This window comes from Micromonospora sp. NPDC050695 (assembly GCF_040654415.1).
Lineage (GTDB): Bacteria > Actinomycetota > Actinomycetes > Mycobacteriales > Micromonosporaceae > Micromonospora.
Map to the genome: position 1 here is coordinate 1 of NZ_JBFAHZ010000038.1, position 12222 is coordinate 12222.

Here is a 12222-nt window from a genome sequence, read left to right on the forward strand (position 1 = left end):
GCCGGCCAGGTCCTCGACGTGGGCCGACAACGGCGTCTCATCACCGGCCCACTCCGACGCGCCCTGGTGCTACGCGACGGCGGCTGTGCCTTCCCCGGCTGCGACCGACCACCCCGCTGGTGCCACGCCCACCACATCCACCACTGGACCGACGGCGGCCACACCACCCTCAACAACGCCGTCCTCCTCTGCGGCCACCACCACCGACACATCCACCACAGCGACTGGACCGTCCACATCGCCGGCGACGGCCACCCCGAATTCGTCCCACCCACCTGGCTCGACCCGAAGCACATCCCCCGCCGCAACCACTACCACCGACGCACGTGAGCACCGCCGTCGGATCCATGCGCCTGCCGCACGGCGTGCCAGCTGCGCGGTTCCTCTCCTGGCCGCGTTCGACAGCACCACGCCGGGAGCCCGTCGCGCAGCTTGCCTTGACGCTGGCGGCAACGTTTAGCGTGGTCGTGACGGGCTGGTCGAGGAGGTCGGATGCGGATCGGCGAGTTGGCTGAACGGGCCGGCACGAGCACGCGAACCCTGCGCTACTACGAGGCGCACGGTCTGGTGCGGGCGCAGCGCTCCGCGAACGGTTACCGCGTCTACGAGGAGGCGGAGCTGCGGGTCGTCCGCGAGATCCGGGCTCTGCTCGACGTCGGGTTCGGCCTCGACGACGTCCGCCCGTTCGTGGCCTGCCTGCGGGCCGGCAACACGTCCGGCGGCGTCTGCCCGGACTCGGTGCTGGTGCTACGCCGCAAGCTCGCCGAGGTCGACGCCTACCTCGAACGGCTCGGCGCGGTACGTCAGCAGCTCCACACCCAGCTCACCCAGGCCATCGCACACCGGGAGGAAACATGCCCCAGGAAACGACCGTCGGCTCGCTGATCACCGTCACCGACGACACGTTCAGCGAGCTGGTGCTGGCCAGCGAACGACCGGTCGTGGTCGACTTCTGGGCCGAGTGGTGCCCGCCCTGCAAATTGATCGAGAAGAGCCTCGTCGAGCTGGCACGGGAGTTCGGCGACCGGATGGTCATCGCCAAGCTCAACTCCGACGACAACCCGCAGGCCACCCGCCGCTACCAGGTCATGTCCCTGCCGACCCTGCTGGTGTTCCGTCAGGGCGAGGTCGTCGGCTCCGTGGTCGGCTCCCGGCCGAAGATCCACCTGCGGCAGAGCCTGAGCCTGCACGCCGGTCTCTGAGGGTCAGCGCCGGTCGAGTTCCGCCTGGAGCCGCTGGACCAGCGTCTTGCGGTCCTTGCCGGCGCGTTCCTGGCGCAGAGCGGTCCGCAGCTCACGGGTGTCCAGGCCACGGACAAGCTTCGCCGCCTCGGCGACCGACATCTCCGACATCCGTCCAGCCGTCGTGGCGTCCCGGCGCGCCCGCTTGGCCGGGCCGGTGTTGGCGACGTACTGCTTGCCGGACCGGGACGCCTCGCGCTTCTTGGTGTCGGTCGCGCGTTTCTGGTTGTCCGACAGCTCGTCCCAGGCCCGCTTGGGCAGGTAGCGGCTCGTCGTACCACCCTCGCGGGCACGCGTGTCGCCCTCTTTCGTCTGCCACTTCTCGTTGCCCCACCGCTGGAGGGACTTCTGCCGCTCGTCCTTTTCGCCCAGGAATCCGCCACCGCGCTTCTTGTACTCCTGAGTGAGCAACTGCGACTTGCGCGCCGACCACTGCCCCACCCGGCCACCCTTGTCGGATGCCTTGATCTCTTCCTTGAGCTGTTCCCGGAGTTCGGGTTTCGTGTACCGCGCCATGGATGGCAGCTACCCGGGGCAACTGCACATATGCCTGCCGGGCGCTCGAATCGCCGTGCGGCGAGACGACGCCGCCGGCCGCCAGGGTGAGACCGAGGCGACCGGCGGCAGGGACGGGGTCAGTCGTCGTCACCGGACTTGTCGTCATCGTCGTCGGAGCCGTCGTCGTTGGAGCCGTCACCGTCGTCGTCGACCGACTCCTGCTCGGCCTTGACGACCGTGCCGTTGTCCCGGTCCACGTCCACCTCGTGCTCGGTGTTCCCGGCGACGATCTCGACGCTCCAGACCGGTCGGCCGTGTTCCTGCTCGGCCTCGACCTCGACGATCTGCCCGCCACCGGCCCTGGCGAGCGCGATCTCGCCGGCGCGCTGCTGGTCGACCGCCCCGCTCGCCGGCGCGCTGCTCGTCGACGGGGTGGCGCCCGACGGAGTGGCACCGGACGGAGTGGCGCTCGACGACGCGGTGCCGGGCGGGGTGGGCGTGGTGGCGCCGTCGTCCGGCGCGTCCGTGGCCGTCGGGGCCACGGTGGCGGCGGCGAGCGCCGTGTCGCCGGCCCGTGAACCGTCGGCGGCGTTCACGCCGACGGCGACGCCGGCCACCGCCAGCACCGTCGCCCCGCCGACCGACGCCAAGAGCAGAGAGCTGCGCTTCATCGTGGTGTCCACCTTTCCTCGGTTGTGATGTCGAGGATCGGTCGGAACGGGATAGCGGCGCGCTGTCCGGACCCTAAGGGCGAGTTAAGCCGCTCCCGGTACCCGTGGTGCCACCGCCGGTCCGCTCGGACGCACGGGCCCGAGCCGGAGCAGCACCTGCGCACCGCCCTCCGGCCCGGTACGCAGCTCCAGCCGACCGCCGCCCGCCTGGGCGGCACGCCGGGCGATGTCCAGGCCGAGACCGGTCGACCCGGCCGCGCTGGCACCTCGCCGGACCGCCCCGTCCGGCATCCCCGGCCCCTCGTCGGCGACCGTGAGCAGCACCTCGCCCGCGTCCCGGGCCAGCCGGACGGCGAACGGCGTCCCGTCGGGCGTGTGCGCGAAGACGTTGCCGAGCAGAGCGTCCACGGCCGCGGTCAGGTCGTCGGCGGGCACACCGACGGGAAGCGGACCGGCAGCGAGGTCGAGCGTGACGGCCCGGCCGGTGTCCTCGGCCAGCACCGAGCAGAACGCGACCCGGTCGGCGACGATCGCCGCCGCGTCCGAGGCGGCCGGTGCCACCGTCGGCGAGTGACGCCACCGGGCCTGGCGGATCAGTCCGGTGACGGCGCGTTCGAGCCCGTCGGCGGCAGCGGTGATGCGGGCCGCGTCGTCCGGGTCGCGCAGCGACTCCGCCTCCAGCCGCAGCGCCGTCAACGGTGTCCGCAAGCGGTGCGACAGGTCGGCGACCTGCTCACGCTCCTGCACGAGGAGCACCTGGATGCGACCGGCCAGGTGATTCAACGCGCCGGCCACCTCCCGCAGCTCGGCCGGGCCGGCCGGGGTGACGCGGGCGTCCAGTTCGGCGTTCGCCAGCCGGTGCGACACGGCGGAGAGTTCGCTGATCGGACGCACCAGGGTGCGGGCCAGCCGGTCGGCCACGGCCAGCCCGATCAGCACCAGGAGCACGCCGAGCAGGGCCAGCACCAGCCAGGCCCGGGTCACCCCGGCGGTCAGCTCGTGCCGCGGCACCACCGTGCGGATCACGCCGGTGCCGTCCGCCCGCCCCTGCACGGCGATGACCACCTCCCGTCCGGCCGCCGACTCGCCGGTGAGGCTCTGCCCGCGCGCCGCCAGGGCCACCGCCGGCGTACGCGGTGCCGGGGCGCCGAGCACCGTGCCGTCGGGCAGGAAGACGCTGACCGGTCGACCGGACTCTGCGGCGAGCTGCTCCACGGTGAGTCGGATCGTCGCCGCGTCGGCGGTCCCGACCACCGGCACGAGGCTCTGCGCGTCGGCGGTGGCCCGGACGGTCGCCCGGTCCTCGGCGACGGTACGGACGAGCAACGCCAACGGCACCAGGAACGCGATGAGGGTGAGCACGCTGACCGCGGCGACCAGCAGCGCGAGTCGCGCCCTCACGGCTGCGCCGCCGGCGCGTCGAGGCGTACCCCCACACCGCGCACGGTGTGCAGGTAGCGGGGTTGCTGGGCGCTCTCGCCCAACTTGCGACGCAACCAGGACAGGTGCACGTCGACGGTCTTGTCGGCACCTCCGTACGGGATCTGCCACACCTCGGTGAGCAGCTCACGTTTGGTGACCACCTGGCCGGGGCGGCCGGCGAGGTGGTGCAGCAGGTCGAACTCCCGGGGCGTCAGCTCGACCGCCACCCCGTCCAGGGTGACCTGTCGCGCCCGGGGGTCGATCCGCAGCCCGCCGACGACGAGCGCCGGGTCGGACGAGTCCGCGCCGGAGGGGCCGCGCCGCAGCACCGCCCGTACGCGGGCGTCGAGCTGTGCCGCGGTGAACGGCTTGACCACGTAGTCGTCGGCACCCGCGTCGAGCACCCGGACGATTTCGGCCTCGTCGTCGCGGGCGGTGGCCACGATGACCGGCACCGCGCTGACCGCGCGCAGCATCCGCAGCAGCTCGCGTCCGTCCAGGTCGGGCAGACCCAGGTCGAGTACGACGAGGTCGGGCCGGTCCTCCAGCGCGTCGCGGAGCCCCGTCATCGCGGTCGAGGCGGCGGCCACCGCGTGCCCGCGTTCCCGCAACGCCCGGATCAGCGGCGTACGGATCGTCAGGTCGTCCTCGATGAGCAGCAGGCGGGCCACAGGTGGCAGGCTAGCCGGTCACCGCCTGGGACCACGCGATCTCGCCGTGGCGGTCGACGAAGCGGCCGGAGCCGTGTCCGGGGCCTTCGGTGGCGAGGGCGACGATGGCGTCGGTGCCCTCGGTGACGGTCTGCGGCCCGCTGTGTCCGTTGAGGTCCGTGGCGGTGTAGCCGGGGTCGGCGGCGTTGATGCGGACGTCCGTCAGCGCCTTGGCGTACTGGGTGGTCAGCATCGTGAGCGCCGCCTTGGAGGACGTGTAGACGGGGGCGATGACACGCGACTCGGCGCGCGACGGGTCGTGGGTGGCCGCCAGCGAGCCCATCGCGCTGCTCACGTTGATGATCGTGGGGTCGGGGAAACGGCGCAGCAGCGGCAGGAACGCGGTTGTCGTGCGCACCACGCCGACGAGGTTGACGTCCAGGACGGCGAGCAGGTCGTCGCCGGTCAGCTCGCTCGGGTCACCGAACGGACCGTGGGTGCCCGCGTTGTTGATCAAGAGGTCGACGCGGCCCTCGTGCTTCTCGACGTCGGCGGCAGCAGCGGCGACGGAGTCGTCGTCGGTGACGTCGATCTGCACGAACCGGGCTCCGAGCGTGTTCGCCGCCTCGGCGCCCAGCTCAGGGTCACGAGCACCGACAATGACGGTGTGGCCCAGCTCGATGAGGCGGCGGGCGGTCTCGCGACCGAGCCCCTTGTTGGCTCCGGTGATGAAGGTGATCGTCATGCCCCCATCGTTCGTCGCCGCCAAGGCACCTGCCAGGGACGTCGCGACGGTAGGACAAGCAATACCACCCTCGTCCCGGTGGGGTGCGAAACAATCGGGGGCGTGATGACGCAGGCTGCGGGACTGGGAGCGACGATCCGTGCCTGGCGCGACCGCCTGTCGCCGGCTGCCACCGGGCTGCCCGCGGGCCATGGGCGCCGAGCCGCCGGGCTGAGGCGGGAGGAGCTGGCCGAGCTGGCCGGCGTATCGGTCGACTACATCGTGCGCCTGGAACAGGGGCGGGCGACCACACCGTCGGCGCAGGTGACCTCCGCGCTCGCTCGTGCCCTCCAGTTGACGTCCGCCGAGCGTGACCATCTGTTCCGGCTGGCCAACCTGGCCACACCGACGGACGACCAGATCTCCGATCACATCCCGCCGGGCGTGCAGCGGGTGGTCAGCCGCCTCGGTGACGCCGCCGTCGCCGTGTTCGCCGCGGACTGGCAGGTGATCTGGTGGAACCCGGGTTGGGCGGCGCCGCTGGGCGACCCGTCGGCGTCCCCGCCGGTTCGTCGCAACTTCGCCCGCGACACCTTCCCGGTGAACTCCGACGGGCCGGGGATGTCGCGCTGGCCCGTGATTTCCCTGGACGCCGACGCCACCAGCGCCGCCGTCGTCTCCGACCTCCGGCGGGCCACCGGCCGGTTTCCCCGTGACCGCCGCCTGGCGAAGCTCATCCGTGACCTCACCGAGGGCAACGAGCAGTTCGCCGAGCTGTGGGCGGCCGGAGCCGTCACCGCCCATCGGGAGGACTGCAAGATCATCGAACATCCGGTGGTCGGAGCGGTCCGGGTCGACTGCGACGTCCTGACCGACGGCGACGCCGAACTGAAGATCGTGATCCTCACCGCGGCCCCGGGCACCGACGACGAATCCAAGATCCGCCTCGCCACCGTGGCGGGCGTCCACGACCCGACCGGGTCTGCGACCGCCGGCGACGGGGCCCGCCGTTAACCCAGCCTTAGGGTCCGGATGTGCCGGCGACAACCGTGGATCGGGGATAGTCAGGTGATGGGCCGTCGTTCGATCCTCATCGCCACCGGCTGGGTGGCCACCGCCGCCGTGGCCACCCTGATCGGGCTGGGCGCGATCCGGCTGGTGGGCGAGAGCATCACCGGCACCCCGGGCGGGGTGCGCGGTGCGGCCGAGATCGAGCGGGCACTCGCCTCGCCGGAGCCGGTGCCGACCGGCACCACGGGCACCGCCTCGGCCGGGCCGTCCACGACGACCGCCGCGCCGAGCGCCAGCGCCGGGGTCCGCCGGGTGTTCGCCACCGGCGGCGGCACGGCCGTGGCCGAGTGCGCCGCCGCCGGGGTACGCCTCGTCTCCTGGGCGCCCGCGCAGGGCTACCGGGTCCGCGACGTGGACCGTGGCCCGGACGACGACGTCGAGGTCACCTTCGAGGGGACGGCCGGCGAGCACGAGCTGAAGGTGCGCTGCATCGGTGCGGAACCGGTGGCCGTCGCCGACGACTGACGTCGCCGTCGCCTACTTGCCCGCCGGCTGCTCGCGGTCGGCGTCGCGGCCCAGGGCGACCATGCGCAGGGTCTCCTCGCGACGTCGCACGATCAGCACCCCGGCCAGGAAGGTCACCGGCGCGACGAGCACCAGCATCGCCCACTGCGCCGGCACCAGCGGGATGGCGTGTCCCATGTTCATGGTCGAGGTGACCCAACCGGCGAGGGCGCTGTCGATCACCATGGCGAGCGCGACCACCGGCAGGAGCATGACGACGATCCGCCGGCGTACGTCCGGAGTGAGCGTGGCCACCGCGACCAGCATGGCCAGCGCGGCGGCCGCCAGGCCGGCGATGTAGAGCCAGACCACCAGCCCGCTGCTGGCCTCGATGCCGTAGAAGACCTTGTAGGACACTTCACCGACGAAGTCGAACGTGGGACTGGTCACCCGGTTCGTCACCAGGAGCGCGACCATCGCGGTCGGCGCGAGCACCAGCGCCAGCAGGCGGCGTACGCCCAGCAGTGCGATCGCCCGGCGGCGCGGCGCCGGCACGGTGAGCGCGGCGGCCGCCACCACGGCGAGGGCGAACTGCGGCAGCGTGTCCACCACGTACGTCGGGTTGTCACTCGTCCGCGGAGCGATCAGGGCAGCCCAGCCGAGCACGCCGACCCAGGCCAGACCGGTGGCCGCCCAGCGCCATCCGGCCAATGCGGCAACGCAGACACCGGCCCAGCCGACGACCCGCAGCCAGTCGACCAGATCCGGGCCGCCCGGCCCATACCCCGTTGGCAGGCTCGGGCTGCGGATGAGCTGGTCGAGCAGCGCTTTCCCGGCGAGGGCCAGCAGGACGACTCCGACCAGTAGGCCGGTCACCGTCGCCGCGTCCGCCCAGCTCGGCTCGGTGAACCCCCGTGCGCCCACCCGTAGCCGCGCCCGCAAGCCGGCGCCGACCAGGTTCCGCACGTCGGCGGCGGCGGGTCGCCGCTGGCCCGGCCGCGCGCCGGCGATGAGCACCGCCAGCATCTCGTCCTCGTACACCCGACGGTGTTCCCACGGGTAGACGGACAGCAGCCGCCGGTAGCGGCGCTCCAGATCGTCGCTGCTCACGCCGCACCTCCGTCGGTGATCAGGCCGTTGCGACGCAGCCGCCCGCGAGCGGCGTCCGCGTTGTGTCGCAGGCGGGATGCCTCGTCGGCCAGACGCCGCGCGCCCAGCGCGGTGAGGCGGTAGTAGCGGCGCAGTCGAGACTGCACCACCTCTTCGCGCTCGACCTCGATGAGACCGTCGGCGCGGAGCCGATCGAGGACGGCGTAGAGGGTGCCGGCGCGCAGGCGCACCCGGCCGTCGGAGATGCGCAGCACGTCCTCGATGACGGCGTACCCGTGCATGGGCGCGTCCGCGAGCGCGGTGAGCACCAGGAACGTCGGTTCCCGCAGTGGAGCCTCAGCCATGCCAGTGAGCATATACCGGTAGACGGTATATGCAAGGACGACGAGGGTGGAGCGACGGATGTGGCCGGCACGGGAGCCGTGCCGGCCACGTCAGCGGTGATGGTTCAGCTGGCGTACGCCTCGACCTCCCAGAGCGAGTGACCGTAGCCGGTGCCCCGGGCGGTGCCGTAGATCCGCAGGTACCGGCCGTTGGCGCCGAGCCCGGTGTGCTCGTCCACGCCGCCGTCGGCGCCGGTCACCGTCTTCACGGTGGTCCAGGTGGTGCCGTCATTCGAGGTCTGGATCTGGTACGCGCTGCTGTACGCCGCCTCCCAGCTCAGCTTGACCCGGCCGATCGCGGTCGGGCTGCCGAGGTCGACGCGAATCCACTGCGGGTCGGAGAAGGTGCTCGACCAGCGGGTGGTGAGGCTGCCGTCGACCGCCTGCGCCCCACTCACGTCGGCCCCCTCGTTGCTCGACGTCGAGGTGGGTTTGTTGAGCAGCAAATTGCCGCCGGTCGGGCTGCCGGTGCCGCCGTACACCTCGAACTCGAACAGCGAGTAGCCCCACGCGGTGCCCCGGGTGGTGCCGAGCAGCCGGACGTACCGGCCGGAGCCGGTCAGGCCGGTCAGGTCGTCCACGCCGCCGTCGCCGCCGGTCACCGTCCGCACCGTGGTGAAGGTGACCCCGTCCGTGGAGGTCTGGATCTGGTACCCGCTGCCGTACGCCGCCTCCCAGGTCAACTTCACCCGATTGATGGCGTACGTGGCGCCCAGGTCCACGTCGATCCACTGCGGGTCGCCGAAGGAGCTGCCCCAACGGGTGCCCAACGCCCCGTCGAACGCGTTGGCCGCGACGAAGGCACCCTCGAAGCTGGACGACCGGGCGGGCTTGCCCTGGGCCAGGTTCGCGCCCGGCGGGTTGGGATCCGGCCCCGGGCCGCCGGGGCTGCCGGAGAGGGTGAACTCGTCGATGTCGAACCACGGGCCGGCGCCCTTGAAGACGAGGAACAGCGTCCGGGTGCCGGTCGGGGCGGTGACCCCGCCGGTGACCGTGGCGAAGGTGGCGTACCCGCCGGTGGGCACCACGGTGGCCGAGCCGACCAGCGGCCCGGTGGGCGAGTCGACCCGCAGTTCGAGCGTGCCGCCGCCGCCGGCCGGTGCGCCGACGCGAGCGCTGAACGACTGGACGCCGGTCAGGTTGTACGGGCGGAACGAGATCCAGTCGTTGTTGTCGATGTAGCCGACCGCCGCCCCACCGTGCCCGGCCGCCCCGGCGACGATCTGGACGCCGGACGAGTCACCGAAGTGCTCGGCCTGGCGTACCCGCGGTTGCAGCACCGCCTGGGTGTGCGTGGTCAGCGCCGGCTGACCGCCCCCGCCCAGGTCGGTGTACTCGGCGTCGATGATGCCGAAGATGTTCGCCGCGGTGTCGTGCTCTCCGTCGGCCGAGGTCTGGATGACCCCCGTACAGCCCTGCACGCTGCCGAGCTGGTGGCCGTGCGAGTCGTGCCCGAGGACGTAGTTGACCTTCACCCGGGCGCAGTTGATCGCACCGTCCTGGGCGTCGGTGACCGTGACGCTGAACGGCACCGCGTCCCCGAAGGCGAAGGTCTGCCCGTTCAACGGGGTGTTCACGGTGACCACCGGGGCGCTGTTGCCGACCGTGACGACCACACTCGCGGTGGCCGTCTTTCCGGTGGTGTCCCGGACGGTCAACGTCGGGCTGCGGGTCCCGTTGGTGGTGTACGTGAAGCTCGGGTTCGGCGCGGTCGAGTCGGTGGTGCCGTTGTTGTCGAAGTCCCAGGCGTAGGTGAACGGGTCACCGTCCGGGTCGAGGGTGCCGGCCGAGGAGAACGCCACGGTCAGCGGTGCGGTGCCACTGGTCGGGGTGGCCGACACCTTCGCGACGGGTGCTCTGCCCTCCCGGGCGTACTCGATGCGGTACAGGGCCGAGTTGGCGTCGCCGTTGAACCAGCCGGTGCCGTAGTCGAGCACGTAGAGGGCGCCGTCCGGGCCGAACTCCATGTCCATGACCTGGGTGCCGGTCCACGGGAACGGGTTGATCTTCAGTGGTTGGCCGGACGCGTCGAGCTTAATGTTCTTGATCCAGCGGCGACCGAACTCGCCGGCGAAGTAGGTGCCGTCGTAGTACTCCGGGAACGCCACGGCGGACGTGTTGTTCGGGTCGTACCGGTAGACCGGCCCGCCCATCGGGGACAGGCCGCCGCCGGTGAACTCCGGCGGCGAGCCGGACCCGCCGTACGGAAGCCACGCCGGGATGGCCGGCGGCAGCTGGGTGATGCCGGTGTTGTTGGGCGAGTTGTTCACCGGCCCACCGGCGCAGTTGAACTTCGCCCCGGACGGCCCGGACGGGAACGTGTAGTCGTTGTAGGCGTCGTTGCGGGCCGTGCAGTACGGCCAGCCGTAGAAGCCGGGCCGGTCGATCCGGGCGAACTCCACGTTGCCCGCCGGACCCCGGTTCGGGTCGGCGGTGCCCGCGTCGGGGCCGTAGTCACCGAGGTAGACGACGCCGGTGGCCTTGTCCACGCTCATCCGGAACGGGTTGCGGAACCCCATCGCGTAGATCTCCGGGCGGGTCCGCGCGGTGCCCGGCGCGAACATGTTGCCGGCCGGGATCGTGTAACCGCCCGCCGCGCTCGGCTTGATCCGGAGCACCTTGCCGCGCAGGTCGTTGCTGTTCGCTGCGGTGCGCTGGGCGTCGAACGCCGGGTTGCGCCCGGCCCGCTCGTCGATCGGGGTGAACCCGGCCGAGTCGAACGGGTTGGTGTCGTCACCGGTAGACAGGTACAGGTTTCCGGCCGCGTCGAAGTCCATGTCACCGCCGACGTGGCAGCACATGCCCCGGCTCGTCGGCACGTTCAGGATCAGCGTCTCGCTGGCCAGGTTGATGGTGTTGTCCGCGTTCACGGTGAACCGGGACAGCCGGTTGACGCCGTCCCACACGGCGAACTGGGCCGGGGTGCCCTCGGCGGGCGCACCACCGCCGGGGGTGCTCAGTGGTGGCGCGTAGTAGGCGTACACCCAGCGGTTGGTGGCGAAGTTCGGGTCGGCCTTGATGCCCTGCAAGCCCTCCTCGTCGCCGGTGTAGACGGCCAGGGTGGCGGCGACCTTGGTGTTGCCGGCGGCGTCGGTGTGTCGGATCACGCCGTTGCGCGAGGTGTGCAGCACGCCCCGGTCGGGCAGGACGGTGAGGCTCATCGGCTCGCCGGTCTCGGCCGCGCCCTTGGCCAGCTCCACCTGCTGGAAGTTGCTCGTGACGGTGGGGCCGCAGTCCGCGTCGACCGCGCCGGCCGCGGTCATGATGCCGCCGAGCAGGTGCTGCCGGAAGGCCGCTTCGGTGTACGACGCGTCGGTGTGGCCGAGGCCCGTGTACCAGGCCCGGCCGCCGGAGTAGTTCTGGCACCAGGAGATGGGGTGGTCTGCTCCCATGCTGCCGCCGGTGTAGGTGCCCTCGTCCAGGGTGGCCAGCACGTGCACGTTGCCCCGGGGGTTGGTCCGATAGTTGTACAGCTCGTCGAAGCGGCTCCACCGCTGCGGCAGCGCCCTGGTGGACGGGTGCACCTGGTCGGCGACCTTGACGGTGGCGGTCTGCTCGGCCGGGTGCGAGGCGAAGTACGCCCCGACGAGACCGCCGTACCAGGGCCAGTCGTACTCGGTGTCGGAGGCGGCGTGCACGCCCACGTACCCGCCGCCGCCGGTGATGTAGCGCTCGAACGCGGCCTGTTGGGCGGCGTTGAGCACGTCACCGGTGGTGGACAGCCAGATCACCGCGGCGAACCGGTCCAGGTTGGCGTCGGTGAACTGGGCCGCGTCCTCGGTGGTCTCGACGGTGAAGCCGTTGTCGGCGCCGAGCTGCTGGATGGCGGTGATGCCGGGGGTGATCGATCCGTGCCGGAATCCGGCGGTCTTGCTGAACACCAGCACGGTGAACGGTGCGGCGCTGGCCGTGGGTGGCGCGGCGACGACGCCACCCATCACGAGGATCGCGCTCAGCACAGCACCGAGCCACGATCTCAGGGATCTGCGCACGGTAGGTCCTTTCGCG

13 protein-coding genes are annotated in these 12222 nt (G+C 71.9%); 5 read left to right on the plus strand and 8 right to left on the minus strand.

What is annotated here, in order from left to right; translation table 11 throughout:
* From AB0H52_RS23560 to trxA, 3 genes are all read left to right on the plus strand, one after another.
* Nucleotides 1-330 (plus strand): HNH endonuclease signature motif containing protein (locus AB0H52_RS23560; protein WP_357950000.1); only part of this gene is annotated, 330 nt, incomplete at its 5' end.
* Between the two features lie 162 nt (nt 331-492).
* The gene (locus AB0H52_RS23565) at nt 493-885 is read left to right on the plus strand and encodes a MerR family transcriptional regulator (protein WP_357950003.1); all 393 of its coding nucleotides are present in this window, start codon (nt 493-495) and stop codon (nt 883-885) included.
* On the plus strand, nt 855-1202 hold the full coding sequence (gene trxA, locus AB0H52_RS23570; RefSeq protein WP_357950006.1) for a thioredoxin: 348 nt from the start codon (nt 855-857) through the stop codon (nt 1200-1202). The genes AB0H52_RS23565 and trxA overlap by 31 nt, the downstream gene beginning before the upstream one ends.
* 3 nt (nt 1203-1205) lie before the next feature.
* On the opposite strand, the gene AB0H52_RS23575 is transcribed toward trxA, so the two are convergent.
* The 5 genes from AB0H52_RS23575 to AB0H52_RS23595 all read right to left on the minus strand — a co-directional run bounded on the left by AB0H52_RS23575 (nt 1206) and on the right by AB0H52_RS23595 (nt 5227).
* A complete protein-coding gene (locus AB0H52_RS23575; RefSeq protein ID WP_151492001.1) occupies nt 1206-1757 on the minus strand; it encodes a DUF5872 domain-containing protein in 552 nt (183 codons plus the stop codon).
* Nucleotides 1758-1876: 119 nt separating this feature from the next.
* Complete coding sequence (locus AB0H52_RS23580) at nt 1877-2410, minus strand: PepSY domain-containing protein (protein WP_151492000.1); 534 nt, start codon at nt 2408-2410, stop codon at nt 1877-1879.
* 84 nt (nt 2411-2494) lie between these two features.
* A complete protein-coding gene (locus AB0H52_RS23585) occupies nt 2495-3811 on the minus strand; it encodes a HAMP domain-containing sensor histidine kinase (RefSeq protein ID WP_357950011.1) in 1317 nt (438 codons plus the stop codon).
* Nucleotides 3808-4503: a response regulator transcription factor gene (locus tag AB0H52_RS23590; RefSeq protein ID WP_357950014.1), complete on the minus strand. Its 696-nt coding sequence runs from the start codon at nt 4501-4503 to the stop codon at nt 3808-3810. Before AB0H52_RS23590 ends, AB0H52_RS23585 begins: the two co-directional genes overlap by 4 nt.
* A 10-nt stretch (nt 4504-4513) precedes the next feature.
* Nucleotides 4514-5227 carry an SDR family NAD(P)-dependent oxidoreductase gene (locus AB0H52_RS23595; RefSeq protein WP_151491997.1) on the minus strand — a complete coding sequence of 238 codons (714 nt, stop codon included), beginning with the start codon at nt 5225-5227 and terminating at the stop codon, nt 4514-4516.
* 105 nt (nt 5228-5332) lie between these two features.
* Between AB0H52_RS23595 and AB0H52_RS23600 the strand changes: the two genes are divergently transcribed.
* Together AB0H52_RS23600 and AB0H52_RS23605 are read left to right on the plus strand one after the other, a co-directional pair.
* Nucleotides 5333-6220: a helix-turn-helix transcriptional regulator gene (locus AB0H52_RS23600; RefSeq protein ID WP_357950017.1), complete on the plus strand. Its 888-nt coding sequence runs from the start codon at nt 5333-5335 to the stop codon at nt 6218-6220.
* Nucleotides 6221-6277: 57 nt separating this feature from the next.
* Nucleotides 6278-6742 carry a septum formation initiator gene (locus AB0H52_RS23605; protein ID WP_151491996.1) on the plus strand — a complete coding sequence of 155 codons (465 nt, stop codon included), beginning with the start codon at nt 6278-6280 and terminating at the stop codon, nt 6740-6742.
* A 12-nt stretch (nt 6743-6754) separates the two neighbouring features.
* Here the strand turns inward: AB0H52_RS23605 and AB0H52_RS23610 are convergent, their stop codons facing one another.
* The 3 genes from AB0H52_RS23610 to AB0H52_RS23620 form a co-directional block, all read right to left on the minus strand.
* Complete coding sequence (locus tag AB0H52_RS23610) at nt 6755-7831, minus strand: hypothetical protein (protein WP_357950020.1); 1077 nt, start codon at nt 7829-7831, stop codon at nt 6755-6757.
* Complete coding sequence (locus AB0H52_RS23615; protein ID WP_151491994.1) at nt 7828-8175, minus strand: PadR family transcriptional regulator; 348 nt, start codon at nt 8173-8175, stop codon at nt 7828-7830. Before AB0H52_RS23615 ends, AB0H52_RS23610 begins: the two co-directional genes overlap by 4 nt.
* A 104-nt stretch (nt 8176-8279) precedes the next feature.
* Nucleotides 8280-12206: a ThuA domain-containing protein gene (locus tag AB0H52_RS23620; protein ID WP_151491993.1), complete on the minus strand. Its 3927-nt coding sequence runs from the start codon at nt 12204-12206 to the stop codon at nt 8280-8282.
* Nucleotides 12207-12222: the final 16 nt, after the last annotated feature.

What these genes read in the sequence shown, in the direction of transcription:
- AB0H52_RS23565 (WP_357950003.1), top strand. Translation starts at nt 493, where the DNA reads ATGCGGATCGGCGAGTTGGCTGAACGGGCCGGCACGAGCACGCGAACC.
- trxA (WP_357950006.1), top strand. Translation starts at nt 855, where the DNA reads ATGCCCCAGGAAACGACCGTCGGCTCGCTGATCACCGTCACCGACGAC.
- AB0H52_RS23575 (WP_151492001.1), bottom strand. Translation starts at nt 1,757, where the DNA reads ATGGCGCGGTACACGAAACCCGAACTCCGGGAACAGCTCAAGGAAGAG.
- AB0H52_RS23580 (WP_151492000.1), bottom strand. Translation starts at nt 2,410, where the DNA reads ATGAAGCGCAGCTCTCTGCTCTTGGCGTCGGTCGGCGGGGCGACGGTG.
- AB0H52_RS23595 (WP_151491997.1), bottom strand. Translation starts at nt 5,227, where the DNA reads ATGACGATCACCTTCATCACCGGAGCCAACAAGGGGCTCGGTCGCGAG.
- AB0H52_RS23600 (WP_357950017.1), top strand. Translation starts at nt 5,333, where the DNA reads ATGACGCAGGCTGCGGGACTGGGAGCGACGATCCGTGCCTGGCGCGAC.
- AB0H52_RS23605 (WP_151491996.1), top strand. Translation starts at nt 6,278, where the DNA reads ATGGGCCGTCGTTCGATCCTCATCGCCACCGGCTGGGTGGCCACCGCC.
- AB0H52_RS23615 (WP_151491994.1), bottom strand. Translation starts at nt 8,175, where the DNA reads ATGGCTGAGGCTCCACTGCGGGAACCGACGTTCCTGGTGCTCACCGCG.